This window comes from Pseudomonas sp. 910_21 (assembly GCF_052850735.1).
In genome coordinates this window covers 22,947-42,797 of sequence record NZ_VXCY01000009.1, presented here as the reverse complement: position 1 = coordinate 42,797, position 19,851 = coordinate 22,947, and the positions used below count along the sequence as shown (strand labels likewise).

15 protein-coding genes are annotated in these 19,851 nt (G+C 61.7%); 11 read left to right on the top strand and 4 right to left on the bottom strand.

Going from position 1 to position 19,851, the window contains the following annotated elements; genetic code table 11:
* Positions 1 to 18: 18 nt before the first annotated feature.
* Both FW796_RS25190 and FW796_RS25185 read right to left on the bottom strand, forming a co-directional pair.
* The gene (locus FW796_RS25190) at positions 19 to 1,074 is read right to left on the bottom strand and encodes a sugar phosphate isomerase/epimerase family protein (RefSeq protein WP_446440232.1); all 1,056 of its coding nucleotides are present in this window, start codon (positions 1,072 to 1,074) and stop codon (positions 19 to 21) included.
* 185 nt (positions 1,075 to 1,259) lie between these two features.
* Entirely contained in the window at positions 1,260 to 2,999 is a 1,740-nt protein-coding gene (locus tag FW796_RS25185) for an amidohydrolase (protein ID WP_446440231.1), read from the bottom strand.
* Positions 3,000 to 3,105: 106 nt separating this feature from the next.
* Here FW796_RS25185 and FW796_RS25180 point away from each other — a divergent pair, with 106 nt between their 5' ends.
* From FW796_RS25180 to FW796_RS25165, 4 genes are all read left to right on the top strand, one after another.
* Entirely contained in the window at positions 3,106 to 4,020 is a 915-nt protein-coding gene (locus FW796_RS25180) for a LysR family transcriptional regulator (protein WP_346635564.1), read from the top strand.
* Positions 4,021 to 4,465: 445 nt separating this feature from the next.
* On the top strand, positions 4,466 to 5,449 hold the full coding sequence (locus FW796_RS25175) for a DUF1852 domain-containing protein (RefSeq protein ID WP_346635565.1): 984 nt from the start codon (positions 4,466 to 4,468) through the stop codon (positions 5,447 to 5,449).
* Positions 5,450 to 5,476: 27 nt separating this feature from the next.
* On the top strand, positions 5,477 to 6,511 hold the full coding sequence (locus FW796_RS25170) for a methionine synthase (protein WP_346635566.1): 1,035 nt from the start codon (positions 5,477 to 5,479) through the stop codon (positions 6,509 to 6,511).
* A 113-nt stretch (positions 6,512 to 6,624) separates the two neighbouring features.
* The gene (locus FW796_RS25165) at positions 6,625 to 7,134 is read left to right on the top strand and encodes a flavin reductase family protein (RefSeq protein WP_346635567.1); all 510 of its coding nucleotides are present in this window, start codon (positions 6,625 to 6,627) and stop codon (positions 7,132 to 7,134) included.
* A 145-nt stretch (positions 7,135 to 7,279) separates the two neighbouring features.
* Here FW796_RS25165 and FW796_RS25160 read toward each other — a convergent pair whose 3' ends face one another.
* A complete protein-coding gene (locus FW796_RS25160) occupies positions 7,280 to 7,750 on the bottom strand; it encodes an Lrp/AsnC family transcriptional regulator (RefSeq protein ID WP_346635568.1) in 471 nt (156 codons plus the stop codon).
* 318 nt (positions 7,751 to 8,068) lie between these two features.
* Here FW796_RS25160 and FW796_RS25155 point away from each other — a divergent pair, with 318 nt between their 5' ends.
* The 7 genes from FW796_RS25155 (at position 8,069) to FW796_RS25125 (ending at position 18,281) form a co-directional block, all read left to right on the top strand.
* Positions 8,069 to 9,328 (top strand): methionine gamma-lyase, encoded by a 1,260-nt coding sequence (locus FW796_RS25155; RefSeq protein ID WP_346635569.1) that lies wholly within the window; start codon positions 8,069 to 8,071, stop codon positions 9,326 to 9,328.
* 135 nt (positions 9,329 to 9,463) lie between these two features.
* Positions 9,464 to 10,597: a branched-chain amino acid ABC transporter substrate-binding protein gene (locus tag FW796_RS25150; RefSeq protein WP_346635570.1), complete on the top strand. Its 1,134-nt coding sequence runs from the start codon at positions 9,464 to 9,466 to the stop codon at positions 10,595 to 10,597.
* Positions 10,598 to 11,196: 599 nt separating this feature from the next.
* Positions 11,197 to 11,742: a phage tail protein gene (locus FW796_RS25145; protein WP_346635571.1), complete on the top strand. Its 546-nt coding sequence runs from the start codon at positions 11,197 to 11,199 to the stop codon at positions 11,740 to 11,742.
* A gap of 35 nt (positions 11,743 to 11,777) precedes the next feature.
* Positions 11,778 to 12,353, top strand: coding sequence for a phage tail protein (locus tag FW796_RS25140; RefSeq protein WP_346635572.1), 576 nt, complete (start codon positions 11,778 to 11,780; stop codon positions 12,351 to 12,353).
* A gap of 29 nt (positions 12,354 to 12,382) precedes the next feature.
* The gene (locus FW796_RS25135) at positions 12,383 to 12,922 is read left to right on the top strand and encodes a phage tail protein (protein WP_346635573.1); all 540 of its coding nucleotides are present in this window, start codon (positions 12,383 to 12,385) and stop codon (positions 12,920 to 12,922) included.
* Complete coding sequence (locus FW796_RS25130) at positions 12,919 to 13,455, top strand: GNAT family N-acetyltransferase (RefSeq protein ID WP_446440230.1); 537 nt, start codon at positions 12,919 to 12,921, stop codon at positions 13,453 to 13,455. Before FW796_RS25135 ends, FW796_RS25130 begins: the two co-directional genes overlap by 4 nt.
* Positions 13,456 to 13,571: 116 nt before the next feature.
* Positions 13,572 to 18,281 carry a putative Ig domain-containing protein gene (locus FW796_RS25125; protein WP_446440229.1) on the top strand — a complete coding sequence of 1,570 codons (4,710 nt, stop codon included), beginning with the start codon at positions 13,572 to 13,574 and terminating at the stop codon, positions 18,279 to 18,281.
* 155 nt (positions 18,282 to 18,436) lie between these two features.
* Here FW796_RS25125 and FW796_RS25120 read toward each other — a convergent pair whose 3' ends face one another.
* Entirely contained in the window at positions 18,437 to 19,849 is a 1,413-nt protein-coding gene (locus FW796_RS25120; RefSeq protein ID WP_446440228.1) for an aspartate aminotransferase family protein, read from the bottom strand.
* Positions 19,850 to 19,851 lie beyond the last annotated feature (2 nt).

The following is a 19,851-nucleotide window of genomic DNA, read 5'->3' as shown; positions in this document are numbered from 1 at the left end:
TTTTCTCGATGAAGGGTTTCAGGCAATGCCGAGCATGGCGTTGATCTGTTGGCGGTCGATCCCGGCTCCGGCGAAGTCGTCGAAGATCCGCTCGGTGACCTGGATCATGTGGCGGTTGATGAACTCGACACCCTCCCGGGCGCCGTCCTCCTGATCCTTGAGGCAGCACTCCCACTCCAGGGTCGCCCAGCCCGGGTAGTCGTATTGCGCCAGTTTGGAAAAGATCCCCTTGAAATCCACCTGGCCATCGCCCAGGGAGCGGAAGCGCCCGGCCCGCTCGACCCAGGAGCTATAGCCGCCGTAGATGCCCTGGCGGCCGCTGGGATTGAACTCGGCATCCTTGACGTGAAACATGCGGATGCGCTCGTGGTAGATGTCCAGGTAACTCAGGTAGTCCAGCTGCTGCAGCACGAAGTGGCTGGGGTCGAAGAGGATGTTGCAGCGCGGGTGGCGATCCACCAATTCATAGAAACGCTCGAAGCTGGTGCCGTCGTGCAGGTCCTCGCTGGGATGGATCTCGTAGCACAGGTTGACCCCCTGCTCGTCGCACACATCGAGGATCGGCCGCCAGCGCCGCGCCAGCTCCTCGAAAGCGGCTTCGATCAAGCCTTCTGGGCGTTGCGGAAAGGGAAACAGATAGGGCCAGGCTAGGGACCCGGAAAAGGTGCCCATGTCGCTCAGCCCCAGGCGGCGCGAAGCCTTGGCCGCCAGCTTCATCTGCTCTATGGCCCAGGCCGTTCTGGCTTGAGGATGGCCCCGCAGCGCCTGAGGGGCGAAGTTGTCGCACATCGCGTCGTAGGCCGGATGCACCGCCACCAGCTGGCCGAAGATATGGCTGGTCAGCTCACTGATCACCAAACCCTTTTGTGCCAGCTGGCCCTTGAGGTCATCGCAGTAGTCCTGGCTGTCCGCCGCGGTGGCGACATCGAACAACCGCGCATCCCAGGCGGGAATCTGCAGCGCCTTGAAACCCAGGTCGGCGGCCCATTGGGCAATGCTCGGCAGATTGTTGAAAGGTGCAGTATCGGCACTGAATTGTGCCAGGTGCAGGCTGGGACCCTTGAGGGTTTTCATCGAATTGCTCCCTATTCTTTGTCGGTCGACAAAGAATAGGGAGGCGCTGTTGCCGCGTCAATCATCGGTGTGCAGAAAAGTGCTTTTGAGGCGAGCTGATCACCTGTAGGAGCTGGCTTGCCAGCGAGGGCGTCGACAAAAAAACCGCGATCAAGATCGCGGGCCCGCTTCGCGTTACCGCCGAATCACGGCCGGCGGTACACCTCGCGTCCGGCAAAATAGGTCGTCAGTACCTGGGTATCCGCCAACTGCTCCTGAGGCACCTGAAACACATCGCGGTCCAGCACAATCAGGTCGGCCTGCTTGCCCGGGGCCAGGCTGCCGATCTGTTGCTCCAGGCCAATGGCTCGCGCGGCATTGCGGGTGTAGGCGTAGAACAGGGCTTCCCGGTCGATGCCTTGATCCTTGTTCAATACGCCCTTGGGGCCCTTGCGACTGATGGCCTGGGCGATGGCCTTCCAGGGCTCGGGGGTGCTCACCGGCCAGTCGCTGGCGCCGGCAATGGTGGCGCCGTTCTTCAAGAGCGAGCGCGCCGGGTACATGAACTGGAACTGCATGGCGCTGATGTAGGGCTGGAGCAGGTCGATGCTCAACTCGTCGGCGGACGCCCAGTACAGCTGCATGGAGGCAATCACGTCCAGAGGCTTGAAGCGGGCGAACTCCTTGGGGTTGACCATCTGCAGATGAGTGATGGAGTGCACCACGCCACTCTGACGGTCGCGCCGCGCCTGCTCGATGCCGTTGAGGGATTCGCGCACCGCGCGATCGCCAATGGCGTGCACGTGCACCAACCAGCCCCGGGCATCGGCGGCGCTGACCAACTCGCCGAAATGCGCCGGGTCGATCAGCAGTTCGCCGTCCTTCTTCGAGTTCTTGTAAGGGGTGAGCAAAGAGGCGGTCTGCGCCGGGAACTCGGCCACGCCGTCGGCGAAGATCTTGATCCCTGGCAGGCTCAGGTTCTCGACGCCGAGGAACTGCCTGCGTACCTGGTCCAGCACCTCGAGGTCCGCCGGGCGGCTCTTGGGATTGGCCACCATCAGCGCCGCGACCCGCAGGTTCAACTCGCCTTGCTGTGACAGCGCCTTGTACACCGGCAGCACGCCAACCGTCTTGGCAGTGGGGTGCATGGCGAACAGCGCGTCGCCGGGGGTGGCGTTGGCCGCCGGGTCCATCAGCGCGGTAATCCCCAGGCTGAGGTTGAGATCACGGGCGGCGCGCCCGGCATCCAGCAACTGCTCGAAGCTCGGCGGCGGCAGTTGCGAAGTCAGCGCCGAGAGCCCAGCGTCGGCGACAAAGCCGTTGGGGCTGTGGTCGGGGTGGTGGCCGATGGTGGCCTGCGCTTCGCCCTGCAGCGCCTTGACCCGCGCGGCATCGATCCCGGCGCGTTTGAGCATGGCGCGGTTGGCCCAGCCGGTGTGGTAGTCCCAGCCGACGAACAGTACCGGCGTGGTGGCCCATTCGCCCTGGTTGAAACGTTGCTCCAGGGCATCCACCTGGCTCCAGTAGGTCGAAGGAAAACCGCTGACGCTGAGGATGTCGCCATGCCGCGCCCTACCGTCATCGCGCCAGCCGCGCAGGCGCTGCTCCAGCTCATCCAGGGGCAGTTGCTGGCTGTCCAGATCGGCGGCCTTGAGCTTCAGGCCCCCGAAGATGGCGTGGCTGTGGCTGTCGATGAACCCCGGCATCAGCACCTTGCCCTGCAGGTCGATGATCCGGGTCCCGGCAGCCTTGAGCGCCAGGACCTCGGTATCGCTGCCGACCTTGACGATCCGTCCCTGCTCCACCGCCACAGCCTGTTGCAGGGGCTGGCCCTGTTCGGCGGTGAACACCTTGCCGTTGTGCAGTAGCAGGTCCACCGCTGCCTGGCTGTGCATCGAGGCCAATACCAGCGCCGAGGCCAGCGTGATCTTCAGAGCGTTTTTCATTGTTGTTGGCACCCTTGGGTCAGAATGGGCGAGAGACTAGCCAACTCATCGGCGCTTAAGAATACTGCTTCGCGCAAGACATCCTTTCCAAAGAGGCAAGACTGAAATGGACCAGCTGGGCGCCATCACCATGTTCGTGACCACCGCGGACCAGGGCAGCTTCACTCGCGCCGCCGCGTGCCTGGGCAAGACCACCTCGGCCCTGACCAAGGCGGTCAGCCACCTGGAAAGTCAGCTGGGCACCCGGCTGTTCGAGCGTTCGACCCGACGCATCGCCCTCACCGAAGCCGGGCATATCTACCTGGCCAGCGCCCGGCAGGTGCTGCGCCAACTGCAGCAGGCCCAGGAAGACATCGAGCGCCTGCAGCAGGAAATGTGCGGCACCCTGCGCCTGGTGGCGCCGCCCTCCTTTGCCCCGGCCTTTCTCAATGGCGCCTGCTATGACTTTCTTGAGCAATACCCGCAGATGCGGCTGGAAGTGGAGCTCACTGACGAGTTCGTCGACCTGCACAGTGGCGGCTATGACCTGGCGGTGCGCGACGGCCCGGTGGAGCTGCCGGACCTGATCGCCCGCCCGCTGACGGCCAACCGCATCCTGCTCTGCGCCAGCCCGCGCTACCTGGAACGCCAGACCCTGCCGGTGACCCCGGCGCATTTTGCCGCGCATGACTGGCTGATCTTCCGTCATCCGGCGCTGAACCCGCATTTCTGGCGCTTTACCTTGAATGGCGAGCAGCAGCGTGTGCCCCAGCCGGTGCCGCGACTGGCCAGTGACAATTACGACTTTCTGTTCGGCGGGCTATTGGCCGGGCTGGGCCTGCAACTGTGCCCGCAGTGGAGCGCGGCGCCCTACCTGCGTCGCGGCGAGCTGGTGCAACTGCTGCCCGAGGCGCAGCTCGACCCGGAGCAATTCGGCCCGCGAATCCATGTGATCTACCCGGCTCACCGGCGCCAGACCCGCAAGCACCAGGCCTTTATCGAATGCCTTAACCGCTACCTGGACGAACAGCAATTGCATTGATGGGACAGGTCCCCGGTCGCTGCGTGCCCAGGCCCCCTCTGGCTGTGATCTGAAGCCCATCGAGTTTTGCCAAAACTGCCACGGGTCGGATTGCGCCAGGGCCCGAGCGCTGCGGCTCTTCAAGCCTTGAAGATGTTCTGTCATGCGATGGCCAACTCCCCACGCACTCGCCAACTCGCACACCTTCAGTTGCTTGTTTCGCCGATCAGTAAATCCTGTGGGAAATAGACTTTTACAACTGAATGAACATCACATCATGAATGTGACTAAAGGCTCAGTGAAATCAATTCATTTTCACTCAATTAATAGCTCAGCATAAAATGCGCCTAAATTATAGATAACATAAAGACTACTGAGCAAAAGAAACCAGAAATAAAATTGGGAAGCACTAAGAACCCACAAATGAATTCAGGTTCTATCTCGGAAACCAGGATGCCAGATTACCATGAGCAAAGAATTTACATTTACCATTAAAAGCATTTGCTTCGACGAGCACTATCACCCTTCCGAAAACACACGCATCACTACCAATTTCGCCAACTTGGCCCGTGGAAAGAGCCGCCAAGAGAACTTGCGCAACACCTTGAGAATGATTGACAACCGTTTCAATGCATTGGCGCATTGGGACAACCCCAAAGGCGATCGTTATACCGTCGAACTTGAAATCATTTCCGTTGAAATGGGTATCGATACTGAAAGCAGTGACAATGCCATCCCTCTGATTGAAATATTGAAAACGAATATTTTTGATCGAAAGACCAATGAACGCCTCGAAGGCATTGTCGGAAACAACTTCTCCTCTTACGTACGAGATTATGACTTTAGCGTGCTGTTATTGGGGCACAACAAGGATCAACCAACATTCAGCGCTCCTGACAATTTCGGAGAGCTGCATGGAAAGCTATTCCAGCACTTCATCAACTCAAGCGCTTACAAGGAAAACTTTAATAAGCCACCGGTCATTTGCCTCAGTGTTTCGAGCAGCAAGACCTATCATCGGACTGAAAACCAGCATCCTGTATTGGGCATCGAGTACCAGCAGGATGAATACTCCTTAACTGATGATTACTTCAAGAAAATGGGCTTGAAAGTTCGCTACTTCATGCCTTCAAATAGCGTTGCGCCTTTGGCTTTCTATTTCGTCGGCGACTTGCTCAGTGACTACACTAATCTTGAGCTTATCAGCACCATCAGCACGATGGACACTTTCCAGAAAATTTACCGCCCTGAAATTTACAACGCCAACTCTGCTGCAGGTAAATCCTACCAGCCAAGTCTGCAACATCAGGACTATTCATTAACTCGAATTGTCTATGACCGAGAAGAACGTAGCCGCCTGGCTGTTGAGCAGGGGCAGTTTGTTGAAAACAACTTCATCAAGCCGTACCAGGCCATTCTTGAGCAGTGGTCCGCCAATTACGCTCTTTGACTGATTAAAAACACAAGGCCATTCATGATGAAAAAACTGTTACCCACTTCAACTGCCGGCAGCTTGCCTAAACCCTCCTGGCTGGCACAACCTGAAACACTGTGGTCGCCCTGGAAGTTGCAAGACGAGGAATTAGTTGAGGGCAAACACGATGCGTTACGTTTGTCACTGCAGGAACAACAACAGGCCGGTATTGATATCGTCAGTGATGGCGAACAAACGCGCCAACACTTTGTCACTACTTTTATTGAGCACCTCAGCGGCGTTGATTTCGCGAAACGTGAAACCGTTAGAATTCGTGATCGCTATGATGCGAGCGTGCCAACGGTGGTGGGTGCTGTTACTCGGCAAAAGCCGGTGTTTGTTGAAGATGCCAAGTTTTTACGTCAGCAAACCAAGCAACCCATAAAGTGGGCGCTGCCAGGCCCGATGACGATGATCGACACGCTGTATGACAGCCACTATAAAAGCCGCGAAAAACTGGCGTGGGAATTCGCCAAGATCCTCAATCAGGAAGCCCTGGAGTTAGAGGCTGCCGGTGTGGATATCATCCAGTTTGATGAGCCCGCCTTTAACGTTTTCTTTGATGAGGTGAATGATTGGGGAGTGGCCACCCTGGAAAGGGCAATTGAAGGTCTTAAGTGTGAAACGGCGGTCCATATTTGCTATGGCTATGGCATCAAGGCCAATACAGACTGGAAGAAGACCCTGGGATCAGAGTGGCGACAATATGAAGAGGCTTTCCCCAAGCTGCAAAAGTCCAGTATCGATATAGTCTCACTGGAATGTCACAACTCTCATGTCCCAATGGATCTCATTGAACTCATCAGAGGCAAGAAAGTGATGGTCGGGGCCATTGATGTGGCATCCAATACCATTGAAACACCAGAGGAAGTGGCCAATACCCTACGCAAAGCACTGCAGTTCGTGGATGCCGACAAACTCTATCCTTGCACTAACTGTGGCATGGCGCCCTTATCTCGTGGAGTGGCAAGAGGCAAGCTAAAGGCTTTGAGCGCCGGTGCAGAAATTATCCGAAGAGAACTCTCGAACCCGTGCTGAACTAAAGCCGGAAGTGCTGTGCGGGGGGATTGAAGCGGCGGATTGAAAAGTTACGGGACTGTTTCAGGCCCTCCTCAACATTTTCGAGCAGCACCCAATATTTAGGACCCACTATGTCACTTCCCAGTACTGCTATCGAGCCATTGAACTTTCGCGAAGCGCTCGGGCACTACGCATCCGGTATCACGGTGATTACCTCACAGGTTGATGGCGAGCCGATTGGCTTTACCTGTCAGTCGTTTTATAGCGTGTCGATGAGCCCGCCGCTGGTGTCATTCAGCGTCATGTCCAGCTCGGCCAGCTATCCCAAGATTCGCCAGGCGGGTCGATTCGTGGTCAATATCCTGTCAGGTGAACAGGTCAAGATTTCCAACCAGTTCGCTCGCAAAGGCACAGACAAATGGCATGGCGTTCAATGGCAGGAATCGCCGTTGGGTAATCCGATCATCACCGGCAGCCTGCACTGGCTGGATTGTGAAATTCATGCCGAACACGCCGCAGGTGATCACCTGATCGTGGTTGGTGAAGTGAAAGCGTTAAACCTGCAACAAGCGGCTGCTACGCGGCCATTGCTGTATTTCAAAGGGCAGTATTGCAACCTCGCGGCCCATGGCGCGGTTTGAGCCTTGACCTGCACTGCGCTCTTTCGCTGCGGGCCTGTTTCAGGCAGCTCGATTGCTTGTGAAGCAGCGGGACGCCATCGCCGCGGCCTCTGGGCGATCGCGCTGAACAACAACGGCGCCGATCGCCGCCAAACGGCCGCCGCTCTTACTCTTGTACCGGAATCTGCCGCAACGGCTTCACCGATTTGAAGGAAAAGCTCGAATAGATCTCCTTCACCGCCGGCAGGGCCTGCAACACCTCCCGGGCAAATTCACCGAAGGACTCCAGGTCCCTGGCCAGCACTTCGAGAAGAAAGTCATAGCGTCCGGAGACGTTGTGGCAGGCAATGATTTCCGGGATCTCCAGCAGCCGCTGCTCGAAAGCCCGGGCGGTCTCCTGGGAGTGTGACTCCATCATCACGCTGACAAAGGCAGTGACCCCATAACCCAGAGCCTTGGGCGAGAGGATCGCCTGGTAGCCGGTGATCACCCCGCTCTCTTCAAGGATTTTCACCCGTCGCCAGCACGGCGACGTGGTCAGGGCAACGTTGTCGGCCAGTTCGGCGTTGGTGAGCCGGGCATTGTCTTGCAGGGCGATCAGCAGGGCTTTGTCCGTGCGATCCAGACCTTGGGGCATGTTTTGCCTCTTTATCTTGTTTTTATGAGGATTTATTCCAATCACTCAACTTTTAAGGGGTCAGATTAGAATTTATTGCGCCGAATTTGAGCATAGCATTAAGGCCTGTACCAAAACTCACCGAGCAAAGATCAGGCAAGGCAAAAACAGGCGAGGAAGGGCCGGAGTCGCGGTCGACTGTAGGGCCTACATGAGCATTCCGATCGGACTCGCGCACGAGCCTGTTTCTACGTAGCGCCGAAGGCGCGAAGTGCACAGCATGGTCGAAGCGCAGGCAGTTTTCGTATAGAGCCTAGAGCAAATCCGGGAGTGTTCACCATGCACACCAAAAGCGGCGACCTTGGTTTTTCCACCCGAGCCATCCACCACGGCTATAACCCTCAGGAGCACCAGGGCGCGCTGATTCCACCGATCTACCTGACCTCCACCTTTACCTTCGCCACCGCCGAATATGGCGCCGGCTGCTTTGCCGGCGAAGAACCCGGCTACTTCTACACCCGCATCGGCAACCCGACCCTGGCGTTGCTCGAAGCGCGCATGGCGGCCCTGGAAAATGGCGAAGCCGCAGTGGCCTTCGGTTCCGGCATGGGCGCCATTGCCGCCACCCTGTGGACCCTGCTGCGCCCCACCGACGAAATCATCGTCTGCCGGACCTTGTATGGCTGTACCTTCGCCCTCTTGCACCACGGTCTGGCCGAGTTCGGGGTCAAGGTGCGCCATGTGGACATGAGCGACCTGGGCAACCTGCGGGCCGCCATCAGCCCTGCCACACGCATGATCTATTGCGAGTCCCCGGCCAACCCCAACATGCAACTGGTGGACATTGCCGCCGTGGCCGAAATCGCCCGCCAGCACCCGCGCATCACCTTTGCCGTGGACAACACCTTTTGCACCCCCTATCTGCAGCGTCCGCTGGAGCTGGGGGCCGATCTGGTCGTGCACTCAGCCACCAAATACCTCAACGGCCACGGCGACATCACCGCCGGTATCGTGGTCACCCGCCAAGGTCTGGCAGAGCGGATTCGCCTGCAGGGCCTGAAGGACCTCACCGGCGCGGTGCTCTCGCCCCAGGACGCCTTTCTCCTGATGCGCGGCCTCAAGACCCTGGCCCTGCGCATGGACCGCCACTGCAGCAACGCCCAGACCCTCGCCGAGTACCTGGAGGAACATCCGCTGGTGCAGTGGGTCGCCTACCCCGGCCTGCCGTCCTTCGCGCAATACAGCCTGGCGCAACAGCAGATGAAATTGCCCGGCGGCATGATCGCCTTCGAACTCAAGGGCGGTCTGGCCAGCGGCAGCCGCTTCATGAACGCCCTGCAACTGTTCAGCCGCGCCGTGAGCCTGGGGGACGCCGAGTCCCTGGCCCAGCATCCGGCGAGCATGACCCATTCCACCTACACCCCGGAAGAACGGGCCGAACATGGCATTGCCGAAGGCCTGGTGCGCCTGTCGGTGGGTCTGGAAGACATCGCCGACCTGCTGGCCGATATCGCCCAGGCCCTGGATGCCTGTGTCGAACCCGCGGCGCCGCTGCCGGCCTTCGAGGCGGTGGCCAGGATCGGCAAGGCCCTTCCTTGAGCGGGGTCAAAACCGTCCCGGGCTGGCCGGTCTACAACCCCGAGTTGCCGATGCGCCGCTGTCTGCGACGCATCATGCATTCACGCAACACCCGCAACACCCCTTGAACCGTTACCCACAGGAGTGGAACAACATATGAGTCGTATCAATAACAAAGCCACCCAACTGCTCAGCGCCATGATTCTTGCCGGCCTCGCCTGCCATTCCCTGGCAGCCGACAGCATCAGGATCGGCATCGCCGGGGCCAAGACCGGCCCGGTGGCGCAATACGGAGACATGCAGTTCAGCGGCGCGCGCATGGCCATCGAGCAGATCAACGCCAAGGGTGGCGTCGACGGCAAGCAACTGGTGGCCGTGGAATACGACGATGCCTGCGACCCCAAGCAAGCGGTGGCCGTGGCCAACAAAGTGGTGAATGACGGCGTCAAGTTCGTGGTCGGGCACCTGTGCTCCAGCTCCACTCAGCCAGCGTCCGACATCTACGAAGATGAAGGCATCGTGATGATCACCCCGGCCGCCACCAGCCCGGAGCTGACCGCCCGGGGCTACAAGATGGTGTTCCGCACCATCGGCCTGGACAACGCCCAGGGCCCGGCGGCGGCACGCTACATCGCCCAGTTGAAACCGACCAATGTGGCGGTGCTGCACGACAAGCAGCAGTACGGTGAAGGTATCGCCAGCTCGGTCAAGGACATCCTCGGCAAGGAAGGCATCAAGGTCGCGATGTTCGAAGGCATCAACGTCGGCGAGCGCGACTATTCGTCGATCCTGGCCAAGCTCAAGCAGGCCAATGTCGACTTCGTGTACTTCGGCGGCTACCACCCGGAAATGGGCCTGCTGCTGCGCCAGGCCAAGGAAAAGGGCCTGACCGCACGCTTCATGGGGCCTGAAGGCGTAGGCAACGACTCGATCTCGCAGATCGCCAAGGATGCCTCCGAAGGCATGCTGGTGACGCTGCCCAAGTCCTTCGACCAGGACCCGGCCAACAAGGCCCTGGTGGAAGCCTTCGAAGCCAAGAAGGAAAACCCCAGCGGCCCGTTCGTGCTGCCGTCCTACTCGGCAGTGGAAGTGATTGCCGGGGCCATCGCCGCGGCCAAGAGCGAAGACCCGGAGAAAGTCGCCGAGGCGATCCACGCCGGCACCTTCAAGACCCCCACCGGCGACCTGAGCTTCGACGAGAAAGGCGACCTCAAGGACTTCAAGTTCGTGGTCTATGAGTGGCACTACGGCAAGCCGAAGAGCGTGGCGGCAGAAAGCGCCGGGCTGTAAGTCAGTGACAAGGTGCCGCCCCGCCCGGGGCGGCATTCTACTGGCGCCAGGAAACAATCAATAAACTCAATTAAAACCAATACTTAGATTCTGCTATCGAGTTAGCGCTGTTCTTTCTCGAACAATACCCGACGCTTTTACTCTGAAATCCCGCCTCTAGCAGACGCAACTAAAACAGGCGCAAACGGCATTCAACAACCGTTTGAAACGCATAAGACCTTAGACTAAGCATCCAGTACTTTCGTACAGAATCGTTAGCCTGCTTAGTTTCCTGACACTCAACTTAGAAGCCCAAGCCCAGCGCATTCTAAAAGTGAAGCCCAGCCTGTAGCGCATGCAGACCGGGGCTTACCCCCTATAAAAATCGATTTCCCCGGTAACAGACAAAGCGCATCAAGCGCTCTTACGGCCAATACAAAAGTTGAGCAGCAACGTCAACCTTTGGCGTTACAACGAACGCTTAATCAAGCGCCACCGAACAACTAAAAAATAAAATTTGCGAACTAAATTCAATTCTGTTTATTGTGCATTCGCGCACTCGCTAGCTTTAGCGAAAGATGGATTACCGACGCCAATATTTTGTTCAAGGAGAAAAGAACGTGGATCCCTTTATCGGAGAAATTCGCTTGTTCCCTTGGGGTTGGGCACCTCAGGGTTGGCTGCCTTGCGAGGGCCAGGTTCTGCAAATCAACTCCAATGTGGCGCTGGCTTCCCTCCTGGGCAAAACCTATGGCGGTAACGGCACCACCACATTCGGCCTGCCGGACCTGCGTGGCCGGGTCGCCCTGGGGCAGAACTACAGAGCCTCCACCGTCGATCCGATCATGGATGTGCACGCGCTGGGCAGCATCGGCGGTAGCGAGACCGTTACGATGCCGCAAAACTCGGTGGCCCTGCACAACCATGCCACACATGTCTCGACCGACCCGGGCAACGATGACCCGGCAGGCAACATTCCCGCCGTCAGCTCGAACTCCAAGGGGGCCGCGGCAAAACCGACCTACGCCGTGGCCACCGGCGCCCTGATCAGCCTCAATCCCGCCACTATCACCCAAACCCAAGGCGCGGCCATGCCGAACATGCAGCCCTCCATCGTCGGCTGTTTCTGCATCGCTACGACGGGCATCTACCCGCCGCGCCAGTAACGGCTGTCTACAGACCCTCAAGCAAGGAAACTGACATGTCTGAAGCCTTCGTCGGAGAGATCCGCATGTTTGCCGGTAACTATGCGCCGGAAAATTGGGCGTTTTGTGACGGTACGTTGCTGCCGATCAGCAACTTCCAGGTCCTGTATTCATTACTGGGCACCCTGTACGGCGGCAATGGCAGCACCAACTTCGGCCTGCCGGACTACCGGGGTCGCCTGCCCGTGGGCCAGGGCACCGGAACGGGTCTGACCCCAAGAACGCTGACCCAAACCTTTGGCGTGGCAGCCGTGACCATGAGGCCGGAAAACACCGCGCCCCATACCCATGGCTTCATGGTGAGCAGCCAGGATGCCACATCGGCGAGCCCGTCCCCCGCCGCCACGCCCAACAACATGACCTTTGCCACATTCCCGGGCGTGGGGATCATCACCGGGCTGTACAGCGCAGGCACCGGAACCTCCGCCAGCGTCCCGCTGAACCCACAGTTTCTCGACTCGGCACTGACCCCGGCCGGTGGCGCCACGACCCCCCATAGCAACCTGATGGGTTCATTGGCGATCAACTACATCATTTGCCTGCTCGGCCTCTATCCGACCCGACAGCAGTGACCCCCTCACTCAATCTGGAATGACCGATCATGGATGCGTTTACCGGTGAAATCAGACTGTTTCCCTACAACTTCGTCCCGCAAAACTGGGCGTACTGCGATGGCTCGCTCATCACCGTCCAGCAAAATCCAGCCCTCTATTCGGTGATTGGCAACCTGTATGGCGGCACCCCCGGCCAGAACTTCAAGCTGCCCGATCTCAACGGGCGCGTGGCCATGGGCGCCGGGCTGAGCGATATCCCAGTTGGCAAGGCCCTCGGCGCCGACCGGATAACCATGGTGGCCAGCAATTTCGCCCCGCACACCCATCAGGTGGTGGCCAAGGACGGCAACGAATCAGCGGCCGCCCTCGATATCCCCAACAGCACCGCCTACCTGGCGCAGCCCCGCAATATACGCCTGTACAACAACACTGCACCGACCGCGACAGGCCCGAGACTGGCGGCCATCACGGTGGGCAACGCCGGCAGCGGCGCAACGTCGACGGCCTTGCGCAACACCATGCAACCCTTCCAGACGCTGTCCTACTGCATCTGCCTGGATGGCGAGTACCCGATCAGAGCCTCATGACTCACATCACCCCTCTCCAGTTGCCGGCAGACAGCGTGGCCGTACTGCGCAAGCAGAACGGCCACGACCTGGGATTTCTCCAGGCGCTGTACGCCTCGCGCCGTTGGGCCGAAGTCAGTGCAGTGCCTGGCTGGAACGACGCCCAGCGCCGGGCTTTCCTGCACACCCAGGCCGAACTGCAACGCCAGCACTATGAAAAGCACTTCCCTGCTGCGGACTTTCTGATCGTCGAGCAGGCCGGTAGCCCGATCGGGCGCCTGTGCGTGCAGTACGCAGCCGACGATGTGCGAATTGTCGATATCGCCCTGCTGCCGGACTGGCATGGCCGGGGCATCGGCACCGAGTTGCTGCACACAGTACTGGCCAAGGCCGACGCCCAGCATCAGACCTGCAGCCTGAGTGTCGAGCACGGCAACCGGGCCCGCGGATTGTATGAGCGACTGGGCTTCCGCGCCGGCGCCGATACTGGCCTGTACACCCAGATGCAGCGTCCCGCGCGGATTGCCGCACGAGAAGAAATCGACAGTCCCTGAGCATCAAGTAATACCTGCCCCCAAGGGGCCGGCTGTAGCCGTGCTGTAACCGCTGGACCTTTATCAACACTGACGCTGGACACGACCCTGAACCGGTCGCAAGGCAGGAAGCCCTCATGAGAACACCGCTGATCGCGCCAGGTACCTGGCTGACACGCCCGCTGATTTCACTGTTTCTGCTGCTGGTCATGCTGCCCCTGGCCAGCCAGGCCATGGCGGCCGCCCCCGTGATCACCAGCCCGGCGTCCGGCAGCACCTTGCCCACCATTGCGGTGGGCCAGAGCATGAGCATCACCATCACGTCCGTCGGCGGCACCATGCCCCTGGACCGTTGGGTGGAGTGCGATGCCAACGACCCGGACTACGATGGTGTGACCCCCTGCCTGCCGCCGGGCCTGATCCTCAACGCGTCACCCGGCAGCGCCACCACGTTGTTGCACGGCACCCCGACCACCGCCGGCAACTACACCTTCAGCATCACCCTCAATGACGGCCACAACGATGGCGGGGTCGCCACCTACAACCTGCTGGTCACCAGCTCCGCGACTCCGACCCTGACTTCAGTCAACCCAAGCAGCGGCAGCACCGCAGGCGCCACCTCCGTCACCCTCACCGGCACCAACTTTACCGGTGCCACAGCGGTGACCTTTGGCGGAACAGCAGCCAGCAGTTTCACCGTCAACAACGCCACCACCATCACCGCCACCACCCCGGCCCACGCCGCAGGCACGGTGAATGTGGCGGTCACCACGCCGGGCGGTAGCGCGACCCTGACCAATGGTTATACCTATACAGCGGCAGCGCCCACGGTCGGCCCGGTCAGCGCCACGGTGGCGGCCAACAGCAGCGCCAACCCGATCACCCTGAGCCTGAGCGGCGGCGCGGCCACCAGCGTCGCCGTGGCCAGCGCGGCCAGCCACGGCACCGCCACCGCCAGCGGCACCAGCATCACCTACACCCCGACCGCCGGCTTCTCCGGCGCCGACAGCTTTACCTACACCGCCACCAACGCCAGCGGCACCTCCAGCCCAGCCACGGTGACCATTACCGTCAGCGCGCCGACGCTGGCGATAACGCCGACCACTCTGCCCAATGGCACTCAGGGCACGGCCTATAGCCAGACCCTAACCGCCTCCGGCGGTACCGCGCCCTACAGCTTCGCCATCAGCGCCGGCAGCCTGCCTGCCGGCCTCAGCCTGAACACCGGCACCGGCGTGATCAGTGGCACACCGAGCGCCAGTGGCACCTTCAACCTGACCGTCACCGCCACCGACGCCAACAGCGCTACTGGTTCCCGCGCCTACAGCTTGCTGATCAACGGTCTGGCGCCACCCGTGGCCAACGCCGTCAGCGTCATCGTCGCCGCCAACAGCAGTGCCAACCCGATCACCCTCAACATCACCGGTGGCGCGGCCACCAGCGTCGCCGTGGCCAGCGCGGCCAGCCACGGCACCGCCACCGCCAGCGGCACCAGCATCACCTACACCCCGACCGCCGGCTTCTCCGGCGCCGACAGTTTTACCTATACCGCCACCAACGCCGGCGGCACCTCCAGCCCAGCCACGGTGACCATTAGCGTCAGCGCGCCGACGCTGGCGATAACGCCAACCACTCTGCCCAACGGCACTCAGGGCACGGCCTATAGCCAGACCCTAACCGCCTCCGGCGGCACCGCGCCCTACAGCTTCGCCATCAGCGCCGGCAGCCTGCCGGCCGGCCTCAGCTTGAACACCGGCACCGGCGTGATCAGTGGCACACCGAGCGCCAGTGGCACCTTCAACCTGACCGTCACCGCCACCGACGCCAACAGCGCTACTGGTTCCCGCGCCTACAGCTTGCTGATCAACGGTCTGGCGCCACCCGTGGCCAACGCCGTCAGCGTCATCGTCGCCGCCAACAGCAGCGCCAACCCGATCACCCTCAACATCACCGGCGGCGCGGCCACCAGCGTTGCCGTGGCCAGCGCGGCCAGCCACGGCACCGCCACCGCCAGCGGCACCAGCATCACCTACACCCCGACCGCCGGCTTCTCCGGCGCCGACAGTTTTACCTACACCGCCACCAACGCCGGCGGCACCTCCAGCCCAGCCACGGTGACCATTACCGTCAGCGCGCCGACGCTGGCGATAACGCCGACCACTCTGCCCAACGGCACTCAGGGCACGGCCTATAGCCAGACCCTAACCGCCTCCGGCGGCACCGCGCCCTACAGCTTCGCCATCAGCGCCGGCAGCCTGCCGGCCGGCCTGAGCCTGAACACCGGCACCGGCGTGATCAGTGGCACACCGAGCGCCAGTGGCACCTTCAACCTGACCGTCAACGCCACCGACGCCAACAGCGCCACCGGCTCTCGCGCCTACAGCATCGTGATCAATGGCCTGGCGCCGGTCGCCGGCGCCGTCAGCGCCACGGTCGCCGCCAACAGCAGCGCCAACCCCATCACCCTGAACATCACCGGTGGCGCCGCCACCAGCGTCGCCGTGGCCAGCGCCGCCAGCCATGGCACCGCTACCGCCAGTGGCACCAGCATCAGCTACACCCCGACCGCCGGCTTCTCCGGCGCCGACAGCTTCACCTACACCGCCACCAACGCCAACGGCACCTCCAGCCCAGCCACGGTGACTATTACCGTCAGTGCACCAAGCATCAGCCTGAGCCCCGGCTCCCTGAGCAACGGCACCGTCGGTACGGCCTACAGCGCCAGCATCAGCGCTTCCGGCGGTACTGCGCCCTACAGCTACACGATCACCACCGGCAGCCTGCCGGCCGGCCTGAGCTTGAACACCAGCAGCGGCGCGCTCAGCGGCACGCCGAGCGCCAGCGGCACCTTCAACCTGACCGTCACCGCCACCGACGCCAACAGCGCCAGCGGTTCCCAGGCCTACTCGATCACCGTCGCCGTCCAGACGCCTGTGGCCAACGCCGTCAGCGCTTCGCTAGCGGCCAACAGCAGCGCCAACCCCATTACCCTGAACATCACCGGTGGCGCGGCCACCAGCGTCGCCGTGGCCAGTGCAGCCAGCCATGGCACCGCCACTGCCAGTGGCACCAGCATCAGCTACACCCCGACCGCCGGCTTCTCCGGCGCCGACAGTTTCACCTACACCGCCACCAACGCCAGCGGCACCTCCAGCCCGGCCACGGTGAGCATCACCGTCAGCGCGCCGGTCCTGACGGTGACACCAGCGTCCCTGGGCGCCGGCACGGCGGGTAGCCCCTACAGCGCGACCCTCAGTGTCTCCGGCGGTACCGCGCCCTACAGCTACAGCATCACCAGCGGCAGCCTGCCCGCAGGCCTCAGCCTGAACACCGCCAGCGGTCTGATCAGCGGTTCGCCGAGCACCAGCGGCACCAGCAACCTGAGCATCACCGCCACCGACGCCAATGGGGCGACGGGCTCACAGGCCTACTCGATCGTGATCGCGAGCGTGGCGATCACCGTACCCGCCTCCAGCCAGATCCTCGCCGCAGGCCAATCGGCCACCGTCGACCTGACTCAAGGCGCCACCGGCGGCCCGTTCACCCAGGCCACCCTGGGTTCGGTCACACCTGCATCGGCCGGCAGGGCGATGATGATGGGCCCGTTCTCGATGCGTTTCGTGCCCTCGGCCGCCTTCGCCGGCACCGCCATCGTCAGCTTCAGCCTGCAGAACGGCAGCGGTTCCAGCGCCGCGAGCACCGTCAGCTTCATGATCCAGGAGCGCCCGGACCCGACCAAGGACGCCGAAGTCATCGGCCTGCTCAACGCCCAGACCCGGGCCGCGGAACGCTTTGCCAGCACCCAGATGGACAACTTCAACCGGCGTCTGGAGCAACTGCACCAGATCAGTTGCGACCGCAATTCGTTCAACGCCAGCCTGCGCAAGGAAGGTCGCGAAGTGCCGCTGGGCGAGATCGCCAAGACCGTCCAGGACCAACTGGGGGCCTCGGCCAACCAGACCGAGCAGGAAAAACGCGAAGCCGCTGCCGCCCTCCAAGACAATTGCCAACAGGATGCCCTGGCGTTCTGGAGCGACGGCTTCGTCAACGTCGGCTCGACCCATGCACGGGGCGCGCGGGACAACAGTTTCACCACCCTGGGCCTGAGCGCCGGGGTCGACTATCGCCTGTCGCCGACCGCGATTGCCGGTGTCGGTTTCGGCTACGGCAACGACCGCAGTGACATCGGCAAAAACCACACCCGCAGTGATGCAGACGCCATCGGTATCGCCACCTACCTGAGCCTGAATCTGGCCCCACAGGTGTATGTCGACGGCCTGCTGGGCTACAACCGCATCAGCTTCGACTCACGCCGCTACATCACTGGCAGTGCCGATGACTATGCCCGTGGCTCGCGGGATGCCGATCAGTTGTTCGCCTCCTTGACCGCCAGCTACGAGTACCGCCAGGGCCCGCTGTCGCTGACCCCTTACAGCCGCCTGAATGCCAGCACCACGCGCATGGACGCCTACCGTGAAAGTGGCGGCGGCATTTACGCTTTGTCCTACGACGAGCAGCGCCAGCAGAACTTCACCTCCTACCTCGGCGTGCGCTCAGGCTACGACCTGATGACCCGCATCGGTGTGGTCACGCCCAAGGTCGGCCTGGCCTGGGGCCACAACTTCAGTAGCAGCAGCGACTACAAGATGCGCTACACCGACCAGGGCGACGAAGGCACGCTGTACCGACTCAAGCCCGATGCCCTGGACAGCGATTTCGCCAGTCTGGACATGGGCGTCGACTTCAACCTCGGACGCGCCTGGCAACTGGGGCTCTCGTACAAGACCGCCCTGGGCTCGGACGAACGCAACGACACCTTCCGCCTAGGTTTCAACGGCAAGTTCTGAACCCTGGCCACAGATTAGTGGCCCGGATCTGAACCCCACAGCAGGAAATGGCTCCCCCTGAGCCATGGCAACAACACAACACCCCGCCAGAGTCCGACTCTGGCGGGGTGTTGTGTTTTAACAGCGCCGACAAGCGCTCGATCCAGCGCCAGCCCTCAGGCCGTCGGCAACTGCCCGGACTCGATTTCCTGCGCCGTGCGCTCCACCGCGCGACGGGTCTTGTCGATCAGCTCATCAATGTCGCCACGACTGGCCACCAGAGCCGGAGCCATGATCATGCGCCCGAAGGTCGAGCGAATGATCACGCCCTCTTCAAAGCCCAGGGTGCGACAGCGCCAGGCGATGTCGTTCTCGTTGGCAAAGCGTTTGCGCGTGGCCTTGTCCTCGGCGAACTGCAGGGCCGCCACCAGTCCGGTGCCCTGGATCTCGCCGATCAACGGATGGTTGCCGAACACTTCACGCAGGCATTGCTGCAGATAGGGACCGGTGTCGCTCTTGACCTGGGTCACCACGCCCTCATCGCGCAGGGCCTTGAGGTTGGCGATGGCCACGGCGGCCGCCACCGGGTGCCCGGAATAGGTCAGGCCGTGGGCGAACACCCCGCCCTGCTCCACCAGCACCTGGGCGATGCGCTTGCTCAGCACCAGGCCGCCCATGGGGATGTAGCCCGAGGTCAGGCCCTTGGCGATGGACAGGGTATCGGGCTCGAAACCGAAGTGCTGGTGAGCGAACCACTCCCCGGTACGGCCGAAACCACCGATCACCTCGTCGGCACACAGCAGCACGTCGTACTGGCGGCAGATGCGCTGGATCTCGGGCCAGTAACTGTCCGGCGGGAAGATCATGCCGCCCGCGCCCTGGAACGGTTCGGCGATGAAACCGGCAACGTTCTCGGCCCCCAGTTCGAGGATCTTCTCCTCCAGCTGGCGGGCGCAGCGCAGGCCGAACTCGGCGGGTGTCAGGTTGCCTTCATGGGCGAACCAGTAAGGCTCGTCGATATGCGCCACGTCCGGGATCAACCCGCCCATGTCGTGCATGAACTTCATCCCGCCCAGGGCGGTGGCCGCCAGGGTCGAGCCGTGGTAGCCGTTCCAGCGGCCGATCATCACCTTCTTCTGCGGCTGGCCGAGGATCTGCCAGTAACGGCGCACGCTGCGGATCAGCACCTCGTTGGCCTCGGAACCGGAGTTGGTGTAGATGGCGTGGCTGTAGTGCCCCGGCAGCAGGCTGAACAGCAACTCCGACAGCTCCACCACCGCCGGGTGGGTGGTGTGGAAGAACATGTTGTAGTACGGCAGCTGTTCCAGCTGGGCGGTGGCGGCGGCCGCCAGGTCCTTGCGGCCGTAGCCCAGGTTGGTGCACCACAGGCCGGACATGCCGTCCAGGTAGCGCTTGCCGTCGTTGTCCCACAGGTGCAGGCCCTGGCCACGGACGATGACCCGCGGGCCTTCGGCATTCAGCGCCTTCTGGTCGAGAAAGGCATGGATATGGTGGGCGGCGTCCAGGGCCTGGTAGTCCTGGGTACTGCGTTGCGGGGCGTTGTCTGGCTGAGGGTTGGAAGCACTCATGG